At 39.7% G+C, this 22,197-nt stretch carries 18 protein-coding genes; all 18 read left to right on the top strand.

What is annotated here, in order from left to right:
- The first annotated feature begins 88 nt into the window (after positions 1–88).
- Positions 89–3,664 (top strand): N,N-dimethylformamidase beta subunit family domain-containing protein, encoded by a 3,576-nt coding sequence (locus ACM0OS_RS08085; protein WP_414542655.1) that lies wholly within the window; start codon positions 89–91, stop codon positions 3,662–3,664.
- A 244-nt stretch (positions 3,665–3,908) separates the two neighbouring features.
- Positions 3,909–4,421, top strand: a complete 513-nt coding sequence (locus ACM0OS_RS08080) for an acyltransferase (protein WP_414542654.1) — start codon at positions 3,909–3,911, stop codon at positions 4,419–4,421.
- 8 nt (positions 4,422–4,429) lie between these two features.
- Entirely contained in the window at positions 4,430–5,044 is a 615-nt protein-coding gene (locus ACM0OS_RS08075; protein WP_414542653.1) for a hypothetical protein, read from the top strand.
- Positions 5,045–5,347: 303 nt separating this feature from the next.
- The gene (locus tag ACM0OS_RS08070; RefSeq protein WP_414542652.1) at positions 5,348–6,382 is read left to right on the top strand and encodes a Gfo/Idh/MocA family protein; all 1,035 of its coding nucleotides are present in this window, start codon (positions 5,348–5,350) and stop codon (positions 6,380–6,382) included.
- Positions 6,379–7,488 (top strand): DegT/DnrJ/EryC1/StrS family aminotransferase, encoded by a 1,110-nt coding sequence (locus ACM0OS_RS08065; RefSeq protein WP_414542651.1) that lies wholly within the window; start codon positions 6,379–6,381, stop codon positions 7,486–7,488. Before ACM0OS_RS08070 ends, ACM0OS_RS08065 begins: the two co-directional genes overlap by 4 nt.
- On the top strand, positions 7,488–8,495 hold the full coding sequence (locus ACM0OS_RS08060; RefSeq protein ID WP_414542650.1) for a hypothetical protein: 1,008 nt from the start codon (positions 7,488–7,490) through the stop codon (positions 8,493–8,495). The genes ACM0OS_RS08065 and ACM0OS_RS08060 overlap by 1 nt, the downstream gene beginning before the upstream one ends.
- Before the next feature lie 13 nt (positions 8,496–8,508).
- Positions 8,509–9,483, top strand: a complete 975-nt coding sequence (locus ACM0OS_RS08055) for a methionyl-tRNA formyltransferase (protein WP_414542649.1) — start codon at positions 8,509–8,511, stop codon at positions 9,481–9,483.
- Positions 9,473–10,447, top strand: a complete 975-nt coding sequence (locus tag ACM0OS_RS08050) for an NAD-dependent epimerase/dehydratase family protein (RefSeq protein WP_414542648.1) — start codon at positions 9,473–9,475, stop codon at positions 10,445–10,447. Before ACM0OS_RS08055 ends, ACM0OS_RS08050 begins: the two co-directional genes overlap by 11 nt.
- Entirely contained in the window at positions 10,440–11,648 is a 1,209-nt protein-coding gene (locus ACM0OS_RS08045) for a DegT/DnrJ/EryC1/StrS family aminotransferase (RefSeq protein WP_414542647.1), read from the top strand. The genes ACM0OS_RS08050 and ACM0OS_RS08045 overlap by 8 nt, the downstream gene beginning before the upstream one ends.
- A gap of 39 nt (positions 11,649–11,687) precedes the next feature.
- Positions 11,688–13,316: a glycosyltransferase family 4 protein gene (locus ACM0OS_RS08040; protein ID WP_414542646.1), complete on the top strand. Its 1,629-nt coding sequence runs from the start codon at positions 11,688–11,690 to the stop codon at positions 13,314–13,316.
- Between the two features lie 63 nt (positions 13,317–13,379).
- The gene (locus ACM0OS_RS08035) at positions 13,380–14,558 is read left to right on the top strand and encodes a hypothetical protein (protein WP_414542645.1); all 1,179 of its coding nucleotides are present in this window, start codon (positions 13,380–13,382) and stop codon (positions 14,556–14,558) included.
- 83 nt (positions 14,559–14,641) lie between these two features.
- Entirely contained in the window at positions 14,642–15,733 is a 1,092-nt protein-coding gene (locus ACM0OS_RS08030; protein ID WP_414542644.1) for a glycosyltransferase family 4 protein, read from the top strand.
- A gap of 100 nt (positions 15,734–15,833) precedes the next feature.
- Positions 15,834–16,865, top strand: coding sequence for a glycosyltransferase family 4 protein (locus ACM0OS_RS08025; RefSeq protein WP_414542643.1), 1,032 nt, complete (start codon positions 15,834–15,836; stop codon positions 16,863–16,865).
- A gap of 28 nt (positions 16,866–16,893) precedes the next feature.
- The gene (locus ACM0OS_RS08020) at positions 16,894–17,694 is read left to right on the top strand and encodes a class I SAM-dependent methyltransferase (RefSeq protein ID WP_414542642.1); all 801 of its coding nucleotides are present in this window, start codon (positions 16,894–16,896) and stop codon (positions 17,692–17,694) included.
- Positions 17,695–17,717: 23 nt separating this feature from the next.
- A complete protein-coding gene (locus ACM0OS_RS08015) occupies positions 17,718–18,917 on the top strand; it encodes a glycosyltransferase family 4 protein (RefSeq protein WP_414542641.1) in 1,200 nt (399 codons plus the stop codon).
- A gap of 11 nt (positions 18,918–18,928) precedes the next feature.
- Positions 18,929–20,122 carry a glycosyltransferase family 4 protein gene (locus tag ACM0OS_RS08010; RefSeq protein WP_414542640.1) on the top strand — a complete coding sequence of 398 codons (1,194 nt, stop codon included), beginning with the start codon at positions 18,929–18,931 and terminating at the stop codon, positions 20,120–20,122.
- Between the two features lie 36 nt (positions 20,123–20,158).
- A complete protein-coding gene (locus tag ACM0OS_RS08005; RefSeq protein ID WP_414542639.1) occupies positions 20,159–21,253 on the top strand; it encodes a glycosyltransferase family 1 protein in 1,095 nt (364 codons plus the stop codon).
- A 12-nt stretch (positions 21,254–21,265) separates the two neighbouring features.
- Positions 21,266–22,177 (top strand): FkbM family methyltransferase, encoded by a 912-nt coding sequence (locus ACM0OS_RS08000; protein ID WP_414542638.1) that lies wholly within the window; start codon positions 21,266–21,268, stop codon positions 22,175–22,177.
- The last annotated feature ends 20 nt before the right edge of the window (positions 22,178–22,197 follow it).

Genomic DNA, 22,197 nt, shown 5'->3' with positions numbered 1-22,197 from the left:
ATAGAACAAATTTACTAATAGTAAAAAGCAAGATATATATTATGAAACTATTATCTAGCGGCTACTACTGGCCTGCAAAAGAGGCTTTATGAAAAAGCTGATTCGCACATTCATGCCCATAGCACTGTCGTTTTGCATGGTGTTATACCTGAACTCAGGCTTTCAGCAGCCATCTCAGCGGGTACTTGCCGCCAATCCCTGCACCACTCCAAGCAATTCGATTGTTTCCGAAAACTGTAAAGCAGGCAATCCAGCCTCAGAATGGGATATCAACGGCATTGGTGACACTAGTATCCAAGGTTTCGCAACAGATATTAGCTACAATCGAGGTCAAACAGTTAACTTCAAAATTCAAACTAACGCTACTCAATACCGTCTGGATATTTACCGCATGGGCTACTATGGTGGGCAAGGTGCCCGTAAAGTAGATTCCGTTTCGGTGACACGAAGTCAGGCTCAGAACCAACCAAATTGTCTGACTAATGGGACAACTGGGCTAATTGATTGCGGTAACTGGTCGGTGTCAGCATCATGGCCCATTCCAGTAAATGCCACTTCGGGAATTTATTTTGCAAAAGTGGTGCGTCTAAATAATGGAGGTGCAAGCCATATTGTTTTCATTGTTCGGGACGATGCCAGCACTTCCGATATACTTTTCCAGACATCTGATACGACCTGGCAAGCTTACAACAACTATGGTGGCAACAGCCTTTATACAGGCTCTCCTGCGGGTAGGGCATATAAGGTCAGTTATAACCGCCCATTTAATACGCGCGTAGTTGACAACGGTCAGGATTGGCTTTTTAATGCCGAATACCCAATGGTTCGCTGGCTGGAGGCTAACGGTTATAACATTAGCTACTTTACTGGTGTGGATAGCGATCGCTTTGGCGACCTGATACCTAATCATAAGGTCTTTCTCTCAGTAGGTCACGACGAGTATTGGTCTAAACAGCAACGCGATCAAGTTGAAGCCGCCCGAAATGCAGGTGTCCATTTGGCATTCTTCAGCGGTAACGAAGTCTTTTGGAAAACCCGTTGGGAAAACAGTCTTGATTCATCAGGAACATCCTATCGGACTTTAGTTTGCTACAAAGAGACTAAAGCTAATGCAGTTATCGATCCGCAAAACCCACCCACATGGACAGGTACTTGGCGTGACCCACGTTTTAGCCCACCAGCGGATGGTGGTCTGCCTGAAAACGCCTTGACTGGAACAATTTTTAAAGTAAACGGGGGGACTACTGCTATTAAAGTGCCAGCAGATGATGGCAAGATGCGTTTTTGGCGTAACACTAACATTGCTAACCTGACAGCAGGGAGTACGGCTACACTAACCGATGGAACCTTAGGTTACGAATGGGACGAAGATATTGATAACGGCTTTCGTCCCCCAGGCTTGATTCGGATGTCAACGACCACAGTCAACAATGTTGAGATTTTACAAGACTACGGCTCTACTTATGGCATAGGTACAGCAATTCACCACTTGACATTGTACAAGCACAGTAGCGGGGCGCTGGTTTTTGGTTCTGGAACGATACAGTGGCCCTGGGGTCTGGATGGAAATCATGATCGCGGGAATACAACACCAGATGTACGGATGCAGCAGGCAACTGTTAATCTATTTGCTGACATGGGTGTGCAGCCTGCCACACTTCAATCTGGACTGGTACAAGCCTTTGCTTCAAGTGATATTCAACTTCCCACATCGGCAATTACTTTTCCTACCAATGGCGCAAGTGTACAAACTAACACCTTAGTTACAATCATTGGTACAGCCAGTGAAACAGGTGGCGGTGTTGTTGGTGGTGTAGAAGTATCAGTTGATGGTGGAACAAGATGGCATCCAGCAAATGGTCGTGCTAACTGGAGTTACAGTTGGCAACCCACAACTGCTGGAACATATACCATTAAAAGTCGTGCTGTTGATGATAGCGGCAATATTCAAACACCAGAAACACAGGTTACTGTCACAGTCGGAGCTAGATGTAGCGCCAATAACCCGTGTATCACTATTTGGGATAATAGCGCCACCCCAAGCATAATTACAGATCCCTCAACTTCTGCAGTAGAACTAGGGGTAAAATTTCGTTCCCAAGTCAATGGCTACATTACTGGTATGCGCTTCTATAAAGGGCTGCAAAATACTGGTACACATGAGGGTACTCTGTGGAGTAACAATGGAACCCAACTAGCAAGAGCAACTTTTATAAACGAATCTGCTTCTGGTTGGCAGCAAGTTAATTTTTCTAATCCCGTAGAAATTACAGCAAACACGACCTACGTTGCTTCCTACCACACTAATGTCGGCCGCTATTCCCTTAACGAAGGATACTTTGCCAGTTTCGGCGTAGATAGCTACCCGCTTTATGCCTTACGTAATGGTGAAAGCGGTGGTAATGGCGTTTATGCTTATAACGCCAACCCGACTTTCCCCACCTCAACCTATAACTCCAGCAACTACTGGGTGGATGTGGTTTTCAATACTAATGTTGGTTTGGCAGTGACTACTACAACTCCAAATGCCAATGCCACAGGAGTTAGCACCAATACACCCGTCACAGCTACCTTCAATAAGGCGCTTGATCCAGCAACAATTAACACTAATACCTTTGAGTTACGCGGTGTTAACAATGCACTAGTAGCTGCTACTGTCAGCTATAACTCAGCAAACAATACTGCAACGCTCACACCTAGCGTAGCACTAGCAGCAAACACAACCTATACTGCTACTGTTAAAGGGGGTGCAACTGACCCACGAGTCAAAGACCAATCAGGTAATGCTCTAGCAGCAAATGTCAGCTGGTCGTTTACTACTAATACTCCAGATACAACTCCGCCAACGGTGACTTCTACAACTCCAACTAGCAGTGCAACAGGGGTTAGCACAAGCACAACCGTCAGAGCCACTTTTAGTGAGGCGATAGATACAGCAACAATTAACACAAATACCTTTGAATTACGCGATCCAAATAACACGGCGATACCTGCCACTGTTTCTTATGATACAGAAAGCCGTACCGCTATACTTACACCTAGCAGTCCACTAGCAACTTCCACCAGTTATACTGCTACTGTTAAAGGGGGTGCAACTGGCCCAAGAGTCAAAGACCAAGCAGGTAATGCTCTAGCAGCAGACTTCATCTGGTCGTTTACTACAAGCGCCACATCAGTAATTAGTATCTGGGATAACAATGCCACACCTGCTGTAATCACAGACCCAGACATCTCACCTGTGGAATTAGGTGTGAAATTCCGCTCTGATGTCAACGGCTATATCAAGGGCATCAAGTTCTACAAGAGTCCCCAGAATACTAATACTCATGTCGGAACATTGTGGAATAGCAGTGGTCAGCAGTTAGCTCAAGTAACCTTTACCAGTGAGACTGCTTCTGGCTGGCAGCAGGCTAATTTTAATACCTCAGTTGCTATTAACGCTAATACTGTCTACGTGGTGTCTTACCACACTAGTGTCGGAAAATATTCTGTGACTGAAAATTACTTTACTTCTAGTGTGGACAAACCACCTCTGCACGCGTTGGCTAATGGTGTAAGTGGAGGTAACGGTGTTTATACTTATAGTGCTGGTTCTGCGTTCCCCACTAGCTCTTACGCTGCAAGCAACTATTGGGTAGATGTATTGTTTAGTACTACTCCGTAGAATTAGCACTAATTAGTGCATTAATTCCATCATATAAAACTTAACTGATTCGGGAGACAAGTTCTCCACTGAACAGATTGGGATTTGTTCACTTTCACAGGAAGGCTTGTTTATAGGCCCAATTTTACTTGGGAGTATACTAAATGTATAAATTTTAGTATATTCCCATTTTTTTCTTAGATGCGAGAAAAAAATAGACAAGAAATAAAAAAATGGTTGATCGTTATAGCAAGGTAGTCATATTATGCCAGTGAATGATGATGTGAAATTGGGTAGCAACGTCAAAATTTTTCATCCCCAATTAGTAAACCTCTATAGTTGTACTATTGGAGATGACACAAAAATTGGAACATTTGTAGAAATTCAAAAAAATGTCATTGTAGGTAACAAGTGCAAGATTTCATCACATAGCTTTCTCTGCGAAGGGGTCATTATTGAAGATGAAGTTTTTATTGGTCATGGAGTCATGTTTACTAATGACCTTTATCCTCGTGCAGCTAATGAAGATAGTAGTTTGAAGATGGATACTGATTGGGTTGTAGTGGAGACTTTAGTCAAACGCTGTGCCTCCATCGGTAGCAATGCTACTATCTTGCCAGGAATAAAAATTGGTAAAAAAGCTATTGTTGGAGCTGGAGCAGTAGTTACCCATGATGTTCCTGATTATGCAATTGTGGTAGGAGTACCTGCTCGTGTGATTGGTGATGTACGCGATCATAACCAAAACTTAGAAATAGCAGCGGCAAGTCTGAACTAAAGATTAAAATGCTTAAGAAAATTTACTTGCTCACTAACCAAATTAAATCCAAAACTATTTATCTAGTTTCACTTTTAAGCTCCGCCATTATTATGGCTAACACCACTCCTGCTGTTGCTGTACAACTGAAGTACAGTAATTTGGATAATATCAATAAAATTGAGGACTTAGTAGTTGATGATATCACTTATGATGTGACCTTCCATTATGGTTCATTTTTCAATTTGTTTGGTTCTCCTGATAGCTCTAGTTTTAAAACACCTGCTTTTTGGGATAATCCCCAAGGGGCTAAAAACCTTGTTAACAGCATTGCATTGTTACTTAATTCTCAACAGATTGTACCAACACAGATCAATAATTATCCATCAGCCTTGGTTCCATATCGAGGAGTATTTACCCCGAATGACTCTCTTTTTGTTATCAGTAAGGTAGATAATTACATCACAAAATGGGATAATTATAAAGGAGAGAGTCAAGATATTTTTACTCTCGGACATGAACAAGCAAACTATGCAATTTTGAGTATCAAAAAACCATTTAATGCAATTCCCGAAGCTAATATGTTACCTAGTGTAATAGTTGCTTTTTTAATTTTTGGTGGAATTGTTGCTAATAGAAAATAGAGCGATTAATTTAGAAAAATTAATAATTAAATCCTGAATTTGCAAAAAGCTAAAATATTCTTTACAGAAAGGCAAGCTAAAAAAAGGCTAAATAGTTTATTAGCTATGCTCAGGAATGAAATTACACTTGACTTCTGGATAACAAGCCTTGAAATGCTAATTTTGGGAATTTTTATAAGCTGTAAAGATAAAAGAAATCTGACTTAATTAAAGCCGAATACTATTAGAATAACAAGTTAGACATAATTTTTTAATAGCAGCAATTTCTAGTTTATTTCAAAAAATCTGATTAGTTTAGGAACAATGGGAAATATCAATATCGGTGTCATTGGCTATGGTTATTGGGGACCTAATCTAGTACGGAATTTTGCTGAAATTCCAGGCGCACAAGTTACCAAAGTCAGTGATTTTAAACCAGAACTACTAGCAAAGGTACAGGCTCGTTATCCCAGCATCCAAGTAACAACAGATTGTCAAGACATATTTAAAGATCCTAACATTGACGCGGTTATAATTGCCACACCAGTTTCCACTCACTTCAATTTGGCTTTAGCTGCATTGCAGGCTGGCAAGCACGTATTAGTCGAAAAACCAATGACAGCCTCCTCTGAGCAAGCAAGGCGACTGATTGAAGAGGCAGAAAAACGCAACTTGGTACTGATGGTGGATCACACCTTTGTCTATACAGGCGCTGTACGCAAGATGCATGATTTAATTGTCAACAATCAACTAGGAGATATTTACTACTACGATTCTGTACGCGTGAATTTAGGGCTTTTTCAGCATGATGTCAATGTCATCTGGGACTTAGCAGTTCATGACCTCTCAATCATGAACTATGTGTTACCATCCCAGCCTTATGCTGTCTCTGCTACAGGGATTAGCCACGTTCCAGGAGAGCCAGAAAATATTGCCTACTTGACATGCTTCTTTGAAAGTAACTTGATTGCTCACTTCCATGTTAACTGGCTAGCCCCAGTCAAAGTTCGTCGCACCTTGATTGGTGGGAGTCAACGCATGATTGTTTATGACGACTTGGAACCCAGCGAAAAGGTCAAGATTTACGACAAGGGAATTACCGTCAATGGCAATTCTGAAAGTATGTACGAAATGCTGATTGGTTATCGTACTGGGGATATGTGGTCTCCCAAGTTGGATATGACAGAAGCATTGCGGACAGAAGGGTTACACTTCATTGATTGTATTAATCAAGGCAAGCGTCCCATTACCGATGGCGAAGCTGGACTACAGACAGTCAAGATTTTAGAAGCTGCTACCCAATCAATCAAGCAGCGTGGTCAATTAATTGAACTGAATTTAGCAGAGGTAGCAGCATGATTCCATTTCTAGACTTGAAAACTCAATACCTTAGTATCAAAGATGAAATTGATACCGCAGTCTTAAAAGTACTAGAAAGTACGCAATTTGTTTTAGGGAATGAAGTTACAGCCCTAGAACAAGAGTTTGCCAATTACTGTAATGCTGAACAGGGCATTGCTGTCAATACAGGTACGAGCGCCCTTCATTTAGCACTGTTAGCAGCTGGTATTGGTGCTGGTGACGAAGTGATTACCATACCTTTTACTTTTGTTGCTACCGTGGCGGCGATTTGTTACACCGGAGCTACACCAGTTTTTGTAGACATTGACCCTGTTTCCTACACAATAGATGTCACCCAAATCGAAAAAGCCATAACCGAACGCACAAAAGCGATTTTGCCAGTGCATTTGTATGGTCAACCAGCGGACATGGGGCCAATTATGGAGATTGCCCGCCGTCATGGTTTGACTGTCATAGAAGATGCTGCCCAAGCTCACGGGGCTGAATATAAGGGTCAGCGAATAGGTAGCATCGGTGACATTGGCTGTTTTAGTTTTTACCCAGGAAAGAACTTAGGCGCTTATGGTGAAGGAGGCATGATAGTCACCAATAATCCCGAATATGCCCATACTATGCAGATGTTACGGGATTGGGGTCAAGAACGTAAGTATCACCATGTTATCAAAGGCTATAACTATCGAATGGATGGTATCCAGGGAGCCATTTTGCGAGTGAAACTGCGGTATTTAGAGAAATGGACTGAGGCACGGCGGGCAAATGCAGCACAGTACGATGGTTTACTAAAAGATTTCAGCTTGACCATACCTACAGTCATGCCCTACAGTCGTCACGTTTATCATGTATACGCCGTGCGATCGCCCCAAAGAGATGAACTACAGCAGAAGTTAAATGATCAGGGTATCCAAACAGGTATTCATTACCCCATTCCTGTACATTTGCAACCAGCTTATTCAGATTTAGGCTATAAAATAGGAGATTTTCCGCACTCAGAACTAGCAGCTAGGGAGGTATTTTCACTACCTATGTATGCTGAACTAACACCACCACAAATTAATACTGTGGCTGAAAGTCTTCAAGGCATTCTTCAGGGAGTTACTGTTTAATGTACGATACCCGTCCTGGTTTGAACTCCCAACGCCTCGTTAATCTAATGCAGCAAGCAGTTAAACGCTGCGAACTGCAACTAAATAACTTAATCGTACTTACAGAAGCGGCGACTGGAGCTTATGCAGTCACACCTGTATTAGCAGCGATCGCCGGAGCAAAAAAAGTGTTTGCGATCGCTCGCAGTAGCCGTTATGGCACTCTAGAAGAAGTGAAATCCCAGACACTGGAACTAGCTGCACTAGCAGGGGTGAGCGAGCAGATTCAATTTATCACGGAGAAAACTAAAGATATTGTCGCCCAAGCTGACATTATCACTAACAGCGGACACGTCCGTCCCATTAATGCAGAAATGATTGCCTGGATGAAACCCACAGCAGTCATTGGCTTAATGTATGAAGCGTGGGAATTTAGACCAGAGGATGTGGATCTTACAAGCTGTCAACAACGGGGTATCCCAGTGGTAGGTGTAAATGAACGCTACCCTGGTGTAGATGTCTTCTCATTTTTGGGTATCATGGCAGTCAAGCTCCTATTAGACGCAGGAGTTGCTGTTTACACAAGTAACATTTTATTGTTGTGTGATAACCTTTTTAGTTCATTCATTGAACGTGGTTTAATAAATGCTGGTGCTAATGTAGACACTGTTGACAGTATTGCAGCAGCGCCCACAGACAAAACCTATGATGCGATCTTGGTAGCTTTGCAACCCCGACCAGAACCTGTCCTATCTGTTAAAGATGCCAAGATGATTGCCAAGTATTGGCCAGGGACACTTGTAGCTCAGTATTGGGGAGACATAGAACGGTCTGCTTTTTCTGCTCATAATATCCCAGTATGCCCAGAAGTAGAGCCGAAAGCAGGACACATGGCTATTCTACCCTCAGCAGTAGGCCCAGAACCAATTATTAGACTGCAAACAGGTGGACTGAAAGCGGCAGAAGCTATTTGGCGACAATCCTTACAGCCCGATAACTCAGCTATGGAATTTGTGCAACTGCTGTGAATGTAGGTGGTGAATGGTTAATGTACTTCTAATCGGTATCGGTACAACTACCTTAAGTGCGCTGAAATCTTTAGTGTCAAAGTGCAGCGTCCAAGGGGTAGTGAGAAATGTAGATATTGAATCTGATGATCCCGTTGTCAGTCTCGCTCAACAAGCGGATATCCCTATATTTCCAGACACTTCTCAGCAACAAATTAAATCATTACTATTAAAATTTCAGCCAGATTGCGTAGTAGTTTCTTCTTATAACCAAATATTGCCACCAAATCTGATTGAACTGTCTACATTTATTAATGTCCATTATTCCCCTTTGCCCCATTATCGCGGTCGTGCGAATGTCAATTGGGCGATTATTAATGATGAAACTTCTGCCGCTATCACTTTTCATAAAATATCGCCTGGTTTAGATGAGGGAAATATTCTATTTCAACAGTTAATTACGATTGGTCTTGATGATACTGTAGGGACTATATACGAAAAATTAAATGAAATTCAGGAACAACATTTAGCAGATAAAGTTGTCAAAGCTTTTCATGGTTATGAAGGACTACCACAAAATCATGCTGAAGCTAGTTATTGTTGTACTCGCCTTCCTGAAGACGGTGAAATTAATTGGTCAATTTCTACTAGAAGTATAGACTGCTTTATTCGGGCATTAGTCTCACCTTTTCCTGGTTCATACACCTACTTTCAAGGGAAAAAGTTGTTGGTGTGGCGAGCCAAGCCTATAGATAACCCTCCTACCTATGTAGGGCGCATACCTGGCCGGGTTATCGGCAGATCAAAAACAGAAGGTTTTGTTGATGTCCTGACAGGTGATGGGGTACTAAGAATTTTGGAAGTTCAGTTGGAAGGTGAAGAAAAGACAGCAGCAGCAAATATTATTAAGTCTGTTAAAAGCACATTAGGTTTACGTGTATCTGACTTGCTAAATCGTATTCAAATTCTAGAAACACAAATTATCAAACTACAAAACAATGAAAAATAGTCGGGTATTAATTACAGGCGGTGCAGGTTTAGTTGGCTCTCATATTGCCGATTTATTGGTCAAAGAAGAGGTTTCTGAAATTGTTGTCTTGGATAACTTCACGCGCGGACAATTAACAAACCTTGCTTGGGCAAAAGAACACGGGCCTTTGGTAATTGTGGAAGGCGATATTCGAGATCAAAAACTTCTTGCAGAAGTCATGCAAGGTGTGGATATAGTCTTTCATCAGGCTGCAATTCGCATTACCCAATGTGCTGAAGAACCGCGTTTGGCATTAGAAGTTTTGGCTGATGGAACTTTCAATGTCTTGGAAGCAGCAGTGAAAGCCGGGGTAAAAAAGGTAGTTGCTGCTTCCTCAGCCTCAATATATGGTATGGCCGAGGAGTTCCCCACAACTGAATCTCATCATCCTTACAACAATCGCACTATCTACGGTGCAGCCAAGGTCTTTAATGAAGGTCTATTACGTAGTTTCTACGATATGTATGGGCTAGACTATGTGGCATTGCGCTATTTCAACGTCTACGGGCCGCGTATGGATATTTACGGTGTCTACACTGAGGTATTGATTCGTTGGATGGAGCGTATTGTTGCAGGTCAAGCGCCACTAATTTTCGGTGATGGCAAGCAGACAATGGACTTTGTGTACATTGAGGACATTGCTAGAGCCAATATCTTGGCTGCTAAAGCCGATGTTACTGATGAGGTGTTTAATATTGCTAGTAGTGTGGAAAGCAGCTTAAATGACCTTGCTTATAGTTTAGCTAAAGTAATGGGATCAGATTTGCAACCAGAATATGGCCCAGAGCGCAAAGTTAACCCCGTAGCACGTAGACTGGCAGATGTCAGTAAAGCTAAAAAATTGCTCGGCTTTGAGACACAGGTATCTTTAGAAGAAGGATTGCGTCAGTTGGTGAATTGGTGGCGCGAACAGAAATTGGCAAAGGAAGTAAGCAATGTCTGAGAAAATGCAGTATATTCCGATCGCAAAACCCTGGATGGGTGAACCCGAAGCTGAAGCAGCCAAACGGGCTATTATGTCAGGCTGGGTGACTCAAGGGCCAGAAGTCGCTGCGTTTGAGCAGGAATTTGCCGCTTACGTAGGATCTAAATATGCTTGTGCCGTCTCCAATTGCACCACAGCATTACACCTAGCGCTGTTAGCTGTAGGTGTACAGTCTGGGGATGAAGTAATTACCGTCAGTCACTCTTATATTGCTACGGCTAACAGCATCCGTTACTGTGGGGCAATACCTGTGTTTGTGGACATTGAGCCGCAAAGCTATAATATCAACCCCGTATTAATTGCAGATGCGATTAGCGATCGCACCCGTGCTATTCTCGTAGTTCACCAAATGGGAATGCCATGCGACCTGAAAGCTATCTTAGATGTAGCCCGTAGTCACAATTTACCAGTGATTGAGGATGCTGCCTGTGCGATCGGCAGTGAGGTTCTCTGGAATGGGCAATGGGAAAAAATCGGCAAGCCACATGGAGATATTGCTTGCTTTTCCTTCCACCCCCGCAAAGTAGTTAGTACCGGCGACGGCGGGATGTTGACTACAAATCATGCCGAATGGGACAAACAGTTTCGCCTCTGGCGACAACATGGGATGAGCGTTCCTGATACTGTGCGCCACGGAGCCAAACAAGTCATCTTTGAATCTTACCCGATGTTGGGCTACAACTACCGCATGACCGACATCCAAGCCGCAGTCGGGCGAGAACAACTCAAGCGCCTTCCGGAGATTGTAGAACGCCGCCGTTACTTAGCACAAAGATATAACGAGCAGTTGGCAGATGTACCGGGATTGAAACTACCGACAGAGCCAGCATGGGCAAGAAGTAATTGGCAAAGTTACTGTGTACGCTTAACAGAGAAGTGTGACCAAGTGCAAGTGATGCAAGTAATGTTGGATGCTGGCATTGCTACGCGACGTGGTATTATGTGCGCTCACCGCGAAAGCGCATATCAGATTGAAGCTTGGTCATGTGGTACTAGTCGGGAAGCTTGTAACTGTGAACCAGGAAAATGCGATCGCCTTACCGAGAGCGAACAAGCACAGGATCATGCCATTATTTTGCCACTGTTCCATCAAATGACCGAAGAAGAACAGGATCGGGCGATCATGGCTTTGAAAAGAGTTTGTCAGGTTGAGGTGTAGTAGCCATTAAAACTTAGCAGGATTTAGCAAAGTAACTGTATGGAAAAAATAGCTAATAATACACTCAGCTTTTGGCAAGAAGAAGGCAGTCGCCTGATTCAACAAAATTTTGAAGAATTCCATAGCTTAGTTACTCAAGCCAAAGGCTATCTGCTGCGTGGCAACTATGAGGCTGCTGCGGTGTATGCTGATATTGCTGCCTTTTATGCTATTTGCAAACATAGTGGTCTTTTTGTCAGTCCAGAACTCGAACAAGTTCTCCTCACAATTGGACGCAAAATCATACGCAACACTCATCCGATTCAGCGCCGAACTTTACCTAAATCACCAAAGCACGTACTTCATGTTGCCACTTCTGTAACGAGTATTGGTGGACATTCCCGAATGCTCTGGCGTTGGATTGAGCAAGATACAGAGCGATCGCACTCTGTGGTATTAACCCAACAAGCACCAAGGGAAGTACCGAAAATCCTTATAGATGCTGTCAGCCAGCGTCAGGGTCAAATATACGTTTTAAATGAAAGTGTTGGTAGCCTAATTTCTTGGGCTAAACAACTTCACAAGTATGCTACATCAGCAGATATAGTTGTGTTACACACATTATGTGATGACGTTATTCCTACTATTGCGTTTACCAACAAAGAACAATTACCACCAATTATTTTTGTCAATCATGCTGACACATACCTTTGGGTGGGAGCTAGTATTAGCGATGTTGTAGCTAACCTGCGCGAATCTGGAATGCGTTTTTCAAAAGCACGTCGCGGCATTGAACCAGAACGCAACGCTCTAGTTCCAATTATTTTGAGTCCCATACAGAGAACCATCTCTAGAAAAGAGGCCAAACGACAATTAGGACTTGCCGAAGATAGTATCCTCTTACTTTCAATAGCAAGATCATCTAAATATAAAACAATAGATGATATCAACTTTGCTGATGCACACCTTATACTATTAAAGAAGTATCAGCAAGCTATTCTCATAGTCATTGGGCCGGGTAATAGTGCAGACTGGTCAGCAGCTATTCAGCAAACAAATAACAGAATTAAAATATTTGCCGAACGTGAAGACACTGCTGTTTTTTATCAAGCTGCTGATATATATGTAGACTCCTTTCCCATGACTTCGATTACATCGATGTTGGAAGCAGGCAGCTATGGTACACCTCTAGTCAGCCGCCACTATTTTTCTGCTGCATCTGATGTCCTTGGTGGAGATGCTCCTGGCTTAAAAGGCAATCTCATCTATGCACATAATTTAGATGAGTATACCCAAGTATTATCAAAACTAGTAGCAAATGAAGAGTTTCGGCTATCTCTAGGTGAAGCAACAAGAACCAAGATAACAGAGACACATACAGGAAAAGGCTGGCAGCAATTTGTAGAAGAACTATACCAGCGTGCTACTACTTTGCCTCCGCTAAATGTAACTACTTTTGCAAAGGATCTAATTTCTCTAGGGGAACCAGATACTTTACTTCCATATTATTATCCCGAAAACCAGCATATTGACCTTAACGGCATGATTCAAGGACATATTAGGCTCATGCCCTTTCCTGAAAGATGCCAAAATTGGCTCCGACTAATTCAAAAATCTGGCTTTGGTCAGATCAGCCTTTTATTACCTGAGTGGTTTTATTTACGTTACTATTTGGGTTTGCGTACATAAAATTTGAAGATTGATTTATTCAAATTTTTAGCTTGTTTTTTTTAATTTGTTAGTCATAAAAATATGAATGAAAAAATAGCTTGTACTATTATTACAAAAAATTACTTAGCTTATGCTCGTGCCTTAGCAACTTCATTAACTAAACATAACCCTGATATCAAATTATATGTTTTGTTAGCCGACAGAGTAGATGAATACTTCGATCCTGCTCAAGAACCTTTCGAGTTAATTAAACTCGAAGACTTACCTGACCAGCCAACTGTCAAAAGAATGTGTTTTTACTACACGCCCTTTGAGTTATGTTGTGCATTAAGAGGTATACTTCATCAATTCATTTATGAGAAGAAACTTGCAGATTTATGGTTATTTTTAGACTCAGATATATTAATTTATAGCTCTCTTGAAGAGATATTTCAACAACTTGAAACCACTTCCATTCTATTAAACCCGCACTTAGTAGCTCCTATTAATCATCCTAATTATGAGGTACTAGAAGTAAGACTTTTAGGATCTGGTGTTTACAATGCAGGTTTTCTTGGAATTAGAAGAACTGATGAAGCTGGAAAGTTCATAGAATGGTTCAATCAAAGGCTTAACCAGTACGCCTTCCAAAGAAGAGGCGAAGGAGAAATAAATTTGCTTTTTGTAGATCAACTATGGTTAAACCTTGCTCCTAGTTTATTCAAGGAAGTCACATTATTAGTTCATCCAGGAGCTAATGTAGGATATTGGAGTTTAATTTCGCATCCAATCTACAAAAAAGATAATAATTATTTTATTAATGATAAACCTGTACTATTTATCCATTTTACTGGATGGAATATTTCTCAGCCTTCCATTGCTTCTAGATATTTACCTACTGAAAAAAATACTAGCATTTGGGAAGAAATAGGAAATAACTATAAGAAATTATTATTACAATGTGGTTACGAAGAGTATAAAAAATATCCTTATGTCTTTAATTCATTTAACAATGGTAAAAAAATTACTCCAGAAATGCGATACTTATATTATGAACTGATTAATAAATTTTCCAAAGATTTTCAAATAATGAATACAGATCCTTTCAAAAACTATGATTACTTAAGATTTTTGATTTTTAAAGAAAAGATAAAAAGTTTTTTACGTAAAATTCTAAGAATATACGAGTATGATTATTTACATATTAAATTATATCAAAAGCCTAAAGAATCCATTCTTAAGGAGGTATTAAATAAATTTTCCAGACTTTCCAAAAAATAATTCCAAACTCTTGAGAGGTTAACATAACATTTTATTCAGCATAAATTTGAATTTTAATACATATTAGTAAAGCTAAGATTTAAATGAAAATAGTTCACTTAACACCGACTTTTTTTGACAATTCATCAGTTATAGGTGGTGGCGAACGCTATCCAACAGAATTATCATTATGGATGTCAAAATTTTTAGATACGACTCTTGTCAGTTTTTCTTCAGTACGTAAATCTTATCGCCAAGGTAATCTCAAAATAGAGATTTATCCTGTTAAATATTTAATTCATGGAAACAAAGCAAATCCTCTTAGCTTTCAATATTTAAATTCTATTATAAATGCAGATATAGTACATATACACTATATTTATACCCTAGTTTCTGATATAGCTTGTTTAGCAGCTTTTTTGCTAGGTAAACTAGTTTTTGTTACTGATCACGGTGGAGGAGGAAGCCTGGTTTTGAACCAAAAACTACCAGTATTCAATAGTTATAGAAATGCGATCGCACAATCTGAATTTGCTGTTAACTTACTTCCTCCTGTTCTCCAAAAAAAAGCAGTTTTAATTAAAGGAGGCATTGATACAATTAAGTTTTGCCCCGATACCTCCTTGGTTAAAGAAAAAAAGATTTTATATGTTGGTAGGATTTTGCCTCATAAAGGCATCAATTATTTAATTGAGGGTTTCCATAAATTAAATCGCCTAGATTACAAGCTCAAAATTGTTGGCAGAGTTTACAACGAGGAGTTTTACCAGTATATCAAGCAACTAGCAGAAGGTTTGCCAGTAGAGTTTGTTCATGATGCAGATGATCGAAAATTGCTGCATGAATATCGCACTGCGCTGGTAACAGTTTTACCTTCAGTTCACACAGACTGTTATGGTAACTACAGCCCTGTTCCGGAATTAATGGGTTTTACTTTGCTGGAATCTCAAGCTTGTGGAACTCCAGCCATCTGTACAGATGCAGGAGCAATGCATGAGTTTGTAGATAATGGATATACAGGTTTTGTTGTCAAGCAGAATTCAAAAGAGGCGATCGCTGCTGCTCTTAGTCAAATGATTAACTTGTCTCCAGTAGAATACACAGAATTTCAAGCCAGTTGTCGTGAATGGGTAGAACCTTTGAGTTGGTCAACGGTTGTTCAAAAACATTTAGATATTTATAAAATTCCTAAATAATTAACTGCCAATTTTTGTATAAGGTAAATTTGTCATGCGATCGCTGCGTATACTGATAGCTACACACTCTCCTCTGTCTGCTGAATTTGGTGCTGGTCAAGTGGCAATCAATCTAGCAGAAGCATTGCGTGAACAAGGACACGAAGTTACTTTATGGTCTCCTCACCCCATGCCTAACATGACAAGATGGTGGCAAGGTCTTCAAAGTCTTCAATTAATGCGGTCAAAATTGGATAGTTTCTTGAGTAATCAAACACCCTTTGATGTAATTGATTGTTATGCTGCATTTATTACAAAGCAAGTTAGCAAATCAGGATTGGTGGTAGCTCGAAGTGTTCAACCTGATATTTTATACATAGCATCTAATTTAAATAATATAAAAAACAAAGGATTAAAAGATACAGTACTTCTGCCATTTAATTATTTATTTGCAACGGTAAATATATTGTTACTACTCCAAGGATGGAGAAGAGCAAAATATATTTTTTGTCTCGGTAGCTTGGAACTTCAATGGATGAATAAATGTTTTCCTTGGTGGAGAAATAAGATGATGTCTTATAATCATGCGCTTTCAAAAGCTGATCAAATAGAACTAGCCAAAGTCCGTTTAAATCGAAAAAAGAATCAGAAAGAAGGAACTCGATTTCTTTGGATAGGGCGTTGGATAGCCCATAAAGGAATTAAGGAACTTGTTGATTTTATAGTTAAAAGAGCAGCATTATACCCTCAAGACATTTTTACAATTGCTGGATGCGTTACTTCGGTTGAGAAAGATTTTCCAGTTGGATTAATTCAATCAGGTAGAGTAAAAATCCTGCCATCCTTTGAAAGGAGCCAACTTTATTCTATACTTGCCAACCATGATATTGGATTATTTACTAGTAGAGTTGAAGGTTGGGGACTTGTATTAAATGAAATGCTAGAGTCTGGAATGCCTGTTTTTGCAAAACCAGCAGGTGGAGTCATTGATTTACAACTATTTTCTAAGGATATGCTAAAATTTTTTCCACCTCCATTACAACAACTATTTGATGAACCCATAAAATCTATGTGTATGGACAATTATTACAATACATTCTCATGGGAAAAAATAGCAGAGAATTATATAAAATCTATATTAAATAATAATTAAAATCATACTGGTACAGATTCAAAAAATTATGAAAAAAGTTACTCTTGAACATAGTTGGCCTGAAAGTTGGAAATATAGCTATCCCTATGATTTGCTAGAAATTTATGGAGAAGATGCCAGTTCTAAAGGATATGCTTATGCATATGCTAATCGTCGTAGACATATCTTAGAGTTAATACAAAAAGTTGCAAAACCTGGAGCAAAAGTTTTGGATGTAGCTGCTGGGCAGGGAAATTTTAGTTTGATGTTAGCAGAATTAGGTTATGAAGTTACATGGAATGATCTTCGTGAAGATTTAATTGATTATGTCAAACTAAAATGGGAATACGGGACAATAAATTATACACCAGGGAACATTTTATCACTAGGTTTTGATTCGGAATTCGATGTTATTTTAATTGCTGAAGTTATTGAACACGTTGCCCATCCTGATGAATTTTTAAAGAAAATTTCTCAGATGGTTAAACCTGGTGGTTACATAATTATGAGTACACCTAATGGTGAATATTTCCAGAACCGTTTACCCAAATTTTCTGAATGTTCCGATCCAACTCAATTTGAGAGTGTACAATTTCAACCTAATTCTGATGGTCATATCTTTTTATTGCATCTATATGAAATTGAATTACTAGCTCAACAAGCTAATTTATCTATTTTAGAATCCATATTTTTCAATAATCCATTAACAAATGGTTATTTAAAGTTGCGAACTTTGTTTAATTTCTTACCCAGTAATTGGATTGATGGTTGCGAACGATTTACCAATAATACTCCATTAATTCTACGAACAAAAATTCACAATAGCATCGTTGTTTTATTTTCATGTTAAGCATAAGTAATTCAGTAGTTAAAATGTCTTATAAATTAGCTTATTTTGTATCTCATCCAATTCAATATCAAGCGCCTTTGTTATGTTTAATAGCAGCAAAAACAGATATTGAATTAAAAGTATTTTTCTATAGTGATTTTTCATTAAAAGCTTATCAAGACTCAGGCTTTGGGCAATACATTCAGTGGGATGTACCACTGACAGAAGGATATGATTATCAATTTCTGAAATGTTGGGGTTCTAAGCAGCCAACAGGAATGTTACGGCAGGCGATCGCTACTGATATCTTACAACAGCTAAAACTAGGAAAATTTGATGCTGTTTGGGTGCATGGATGGTCACAGATTTGTGGTTTGCAGGCTATCTCAGCAGCTCAGTCTTTAGGGATTCCTGTATTTATGCGAGGAGAATCTAACGGCTTACAGGAACCAAACAATCCAGTCAAGAAATTTTTTAAAGATGTTTTTCTCAAAATCCTATTTCAAAAAATATCTGGATTTTTATGTATAGGAACATTAAATTATAAATTTTATCAAAGCTACGGGATTAATCAAAATAAATTATTTTGGATGCCTTATGCAGTAGATAACGATTACTTCCAAAACCAAGCAACTTTAGCTCAGGCTAATCGAGAACAATTGCGACGATCACTCAACCTAACACCAGGCAGACCTATTATACTCTACGCAGCCAGATTGGCTGATGCCAAACGTCCCCAAGATTTGCTAGAAGCTTACCGCTTACTATCTTCAGACGGTGTGCAAGAACCAGAACCTTATTTACTTTTTGTGGGTGATGGCGCTTTGCGATCACAGCTAGAATCGGCTGCAAAAGCAACAAATTGGCAATCTATTCGCTTTTTAGGTTTTCGCAATCAGTCTGAATTACCTGCATTTTACAATCTGTGTGACGTATTTGTTTTACCGTCTAGTTTTGAACCTTGGGGTTTAGTTGTCAATGAAGTCATGAATGCTGCTAAACCAGTAATCGCTAGCGATCAAGTAGGTGCGGCAGTTGATCTCGTCAAAGATGGTGAGAATGGCTATATTTTTCCAGTTGGCTCAGTAACAGAATTAGCAGAATTTCTAAAGCGTACTCTTAACAATCCAGATAATGCCAGACAAATGGGAGAACGCAGTTTAGCAATGATTCAGAACTGGAGTTTTACTGAAAACTATACAGCTTTACTCAAAGCACTCCATACCGTAAGCGTTCACACTTAAGATTAAAGTTTATGTCTGGAATTAGTATTGCTTATAGTGGAGTCCATCGCATCTATCAAGTTGCCCTAGCGGCTCAGGATATGGATTCTCTAGATAAATTTTTTTGTTCCTTAATTGATGCCCCTGGAAAGTGGGGCAACCTGCTATCAACGATAGTTGGCTCTGATCGCTTAATTAATATGCGACGGCCAGAATTAGAGCCAAAAAATGTCCAAGAATTTCCTTGGCCATTATTAAAATTTTATCTCCTGCCAAAAACATCTCGAACAGATATGGCTCGGGCAGAAGTGAATGATTGGTTTGATCGGTGGGTAGCTAAACAACTAAAAAGTCTCGATAGCAAAATTTTTGTTGGAGGAGAAACTTGTGCTCGGTACTCTTTGGAAGTAGCCCGTCAAAAGGGTATAACTACTATTCTCGACTGTCCACAGGTACATCCTGATTTTCTGACTAGTATTCTCAATGCTTCGGCTGATGATCTGCAAATACAACGCCCTGAGCCTTTCGACAATCCCCAGATTGCTGAAACCAAGGGTTTAGAGTTCAGTATGGCAGATATCTTACTCATGCTTTCAGAGTTCCAGAAAAGAACTTTTCTAGCAGCAGGTTTTCCTGAAGAAAGAATGATTTCTATTCCCTACTGGATAGATACCGACTTCTTTCAACCTGTACCCATACCTACTCTTAGTAAATCAAAACCGCTACGGGTACTATTTGTTGGATCTATAGGCTTTCGCAAAGGCATTCCCTACTTATTACAAGCTATTGATTTGTGTAAAACAGATGTTGAATTAACATTATTAGGTTCTATCACACCAGAGATTAAACCTTTTTTAGCCAAGTATGAAGGCTCCTATACTTACGCTTCACCCACAACAAAAGTGGGAGTACGTCAACACTATTGGCAGGCGGATGTATTAGTCTTACCTTCCCTAGTGGATACATTTGGTTGGGTCGCTATGGAAGCAATGGCTTGTGGGTTACCCATCATAGTTAGTGATAATTGTGGGGTACCAGTTCCAGATGAAAGGTGGCGAGTTCCTGTAATGAATGCAGAAGCGATCGCTCAAAAACTTTTGGTTTTAAGAGATAATTGGGAATACTGCCATGAGCTTGGTCAGATAGCGGCTAACTTTGCTAAACAATTTACTCCTCAACGGCATAATCAACAGTTACAAATATTGTTTAAGCAACTTTTGTCATAGCAATAACCTCAATCATTAATACGTAAATATGGTTAAATGATTATACAGATTGTTCCCCAGTTACCTCCAGCCATAAACGGAGTAGGTGACTATGCATTAGCACTGGCTAGGCAACTTCGTCAAGACTTTGGCGTCACCACCTTATTTGTAGTTGCTGATCCTAATTGGACAGGAGAAGTAATCATTGAAGATTTTCCTATCAAGAAAGTTGCAAAACACTCTGCACAAGCTTTAAATTCTGTACTGTCAGAACTTGCTTCTTCCTCTACTTGTGTCCTTTTACATTATGTAGGTTACGGTTACGCTAAACGGGGATGTCCAGTTTGGTTAGTTAATGGATTGTACCAATGGCAGCAGAGAGTAGTTAAAACGACTTTAGTTACAATGTTCCATGAAGTCCATGCTACTCATTATCCGATTTGGAGTAGTGCGTTTTGGACAGAACCACTACAGAAGTACCTTATCGCTCGTATTTTACATCTTAGCGATCGCACTATTACTAACAAGCCCGGCTATGCTGGGGTTTTACGTAAACTATCTCCCCGTAAAAAGTTGCAAATTCCAATTTTACCTGTATTCTCTAGTGTTGGTGAACCAAATAAACTACTACCGCTAATTGAGCGAAAACCACGCTTAGTAGTTTTTGGGCAGTCTGGCAATCGATTAAAAGTTTATGAGCAATCAATATCTGCTCTAAAACGTGTTTGTCAAGAACTAGGCATCCAGGAAATTATCGATATCGGCTCTCCCATCAATCTTTCCATTTCTGAGGTTGATGATATTCCCATAATTATGTTAGGAAAACAACCTGCTCAACAAATTAGTAATATTCTTCAAGATTCCTGGGTAGGTTTTTTTAGTTATCCGCTTGATTTCCTCACGCGCTCAACTATTTTTGCTGCCTACTGTTCTCATGGAGTTATTCCAGTAGGAATAAATTCTTACGCCTGGAGTCCAGAAGACAATGGGCTGGAGGAAAAAAAGCACTACTGGTTAGCAGACAACCAAACTAAACAATTGAGTGTGGCATTAGGGGAGGTAATAGCTAATAATGCCTATAACTGGTATCAAAGCCATAATTTAACCATCCAAGCTAAATACTTTGCCAGCTTTTTTGCTGAAAACTTTTAATACTTCTCAAGTATGAATTTAACACCCTATCTCAATCGACCTGAATATTTTTTTAGACCTATACAAGCATTTAATCGCATCTTAAAACAAGACCAAGAGAAAGTTGAAAAATATAACTGGGTTCAACTGCCTTGGGGATGTAGTATAAAAGTTTCTACAGTAGGTAGCGAACCAGTCAATCTTTCATTACTTCATATGGGACTTTACGACTTGGTTGTGACTGAAACATTATGGAGATTACTAGATGCTGGAGAAACAGCAGTTGATGTAGGAGCAAACATTGGCTACATGACCAATATCATGGCAGCTAAAACTGGCAATACAGGAAAAGTATACTGCTTTGAGCCAAATCCAGATATTTATAGTGAATTAGTAGCGAATACTAATGATTGGCAGTCAAAATTTGGATTTCATCACATAAAAGTAGAGCAAATAGCCCTATCTAATCAATCAGGAAATGGGCTTTTATCTGTACCTGAAAATTCAGGAGAAGCAAAGCTGGTTGAATATCTCGAAGTCAAATCTGAAGAGCAATTAAATGATAAGCACCCACAAACTTATCAGGTGAATATAAAACGTTTAGATGAAGTAATAGATAAAACAATTGGAGTACTGAAAATTGATGTTGAAGGTCATGAATTAAGTGTTATTCAGGGAGCATCTCAATTAATTATTGACCACAAAATAAGAGATATAGTTTTTGAAGAGCATGAAGGCTATCCTAGCCCCGTATCAGATTTTCTAGAAACTCACGGTTATACAATTTTCAGACTTTGGAAAGGTTTCTGGAAACCTATACTTTATCGTCCTAATACAGTGCATTTCCATCCTTGGGAACCGCCAAGTTATCTGGCTACTCTCGACGAAAAAAGAGCTAAAAATCGCTTTGAAAAAATTGGTTGGTTGTCTCTAATGCAACATTAATAAATATTTAGTTTTTGAAT

The organism is Nostoc sp. CCY0012 (assembly GCF_963920855.1).
Classification (GTDB): Bacteria; Cyanobacteriota; Cyanobacteriia; order Cyanobacteriales; family Nostocaceae; genus Cyanocohniella.
The sequence above is the reverse complement of the archived record's forward strand: the minus strand, read 5'-3'. Positions and strand labels throughout refer to the sequence as shown.

Bases quoted from the DNA above. Each gene is read 5' to 3' on its own strand.
- ACM0OS_RS08085 (WP_414542655.1), top strand. From the start codon at position 89: ATGAAAAAGCTGATTCGCACATTCATGCCCATAGCACTGTCGTTTTGC.
- ACM0OS_RS08080 (WP_414542654.1), top strand. From the start codon at position 3,909: ATGCCAGTGAATGATGATGTGAAATTGGGTAGCAACGTCAAAATTTTT.
- ACM0OS_RS08075 (WP_414542653.1), top strand. From the start codon at position 4,430: ATGCTTAAGAAAATTTACTTGCTCACTAACCAAATTAAATCCAAAACT.
- ACM0OS_RS08070 (WP_414542652.1), top strand. From the start codon at position 5,348: ATGGGAAATATCAATATCGGTGTCATTGGCTATGGTTATTGGGGACCT.
- ACM0OS_RS08065 (WP_414542651.1), top strand. From the start codon at position 6,379: ATGATTCCATTTCTAGACTTGAAAACTCAATACCTTAGTATCAAAGAT.
- ACM0OS_RS08060 (WP_414542650.1), top strand. From the start codon at position 7,488: ATGTACGATACCCGTCCTGGTTTGAACTCCCAACGCCTCGTTAATCTA.
- ACM0OS_RS08055 (WP_414542649.1), top strand. From the start codon at position 8,509: ATGGTTAATGTACTTCTAATCGGTATCGGTACAACTACCTTAAGTGCG.
- ACM0OS_RS08050 (WP_414542648.1), top strand. From the start codon at position 9,473: ATGAAAAATAGTCGGGTATTAATTACAGGCGGTGCAGGTTTAGTTGGC.
- ACM0OS_RS08045 (WP_414542647.1), top strand. From the start codon at position 10,440: ATGTCTGAGAAAATGCAGTATATTCCGATCGCAAAACCCTGGATGGGT.
- ACM0OS_RS08040 (WP_414542646.1), top strand. From the start codon at position 11,688: ATGGAAAAAATAGCTAATAATACACTCAGCTTTTGGCAAGAAGAAGGC.
- ACM0OS_RS08035 (WP_414542645.1), top strand. From the start codon at position 13,380: ATGAATGAAAAAATAGCTTGTACTATTATTACAAAAAATTACTTAGCT.
- ACM0OS_RS08030 (WP_414542644.1), top strand. From the start codon at position 14,642: ATGAAAATAGTTCACTTAACACCGACTTTTTTTGACAATTCATCAGTT.
- ACM0OS_RS08020 (WP_414542642.1), top strand. From the start codon at position 16,894: ATGAAAAAAGTTACTCTTGAACATAGTTGGCCTGAAAGTTGGAAATAT.
- ACM0OS_RS08015 (WP_414542641.1), top strand. From the start codon at position 17,718: ATGTCTTATAAATTAGCTTATTTTGTATCTCATCCAATTCAATATCAA.
- ACM0OS_RS08010 (WP_414542640.1), top strand. From the start codon at position 18,929: ATGTCTGGAATTAGTATTGCTTATAGTGGAGTCCATCGCATCTATCAA.
- ACM0OS_RS08005 (WP_414542639.1), top strand. From the start codon at position 20,159: ATGATTATACAGATTGTTCCCCAGTTACCTCCAGCCATAAACGGAGTA.
- ACM0OS_RS08000 (WP_414542638.1), top strand. From the start codon at position 21,266: ATGAATTTAACACCCTATCTCAATCGACCTGAATATTTTTTTAGACCT.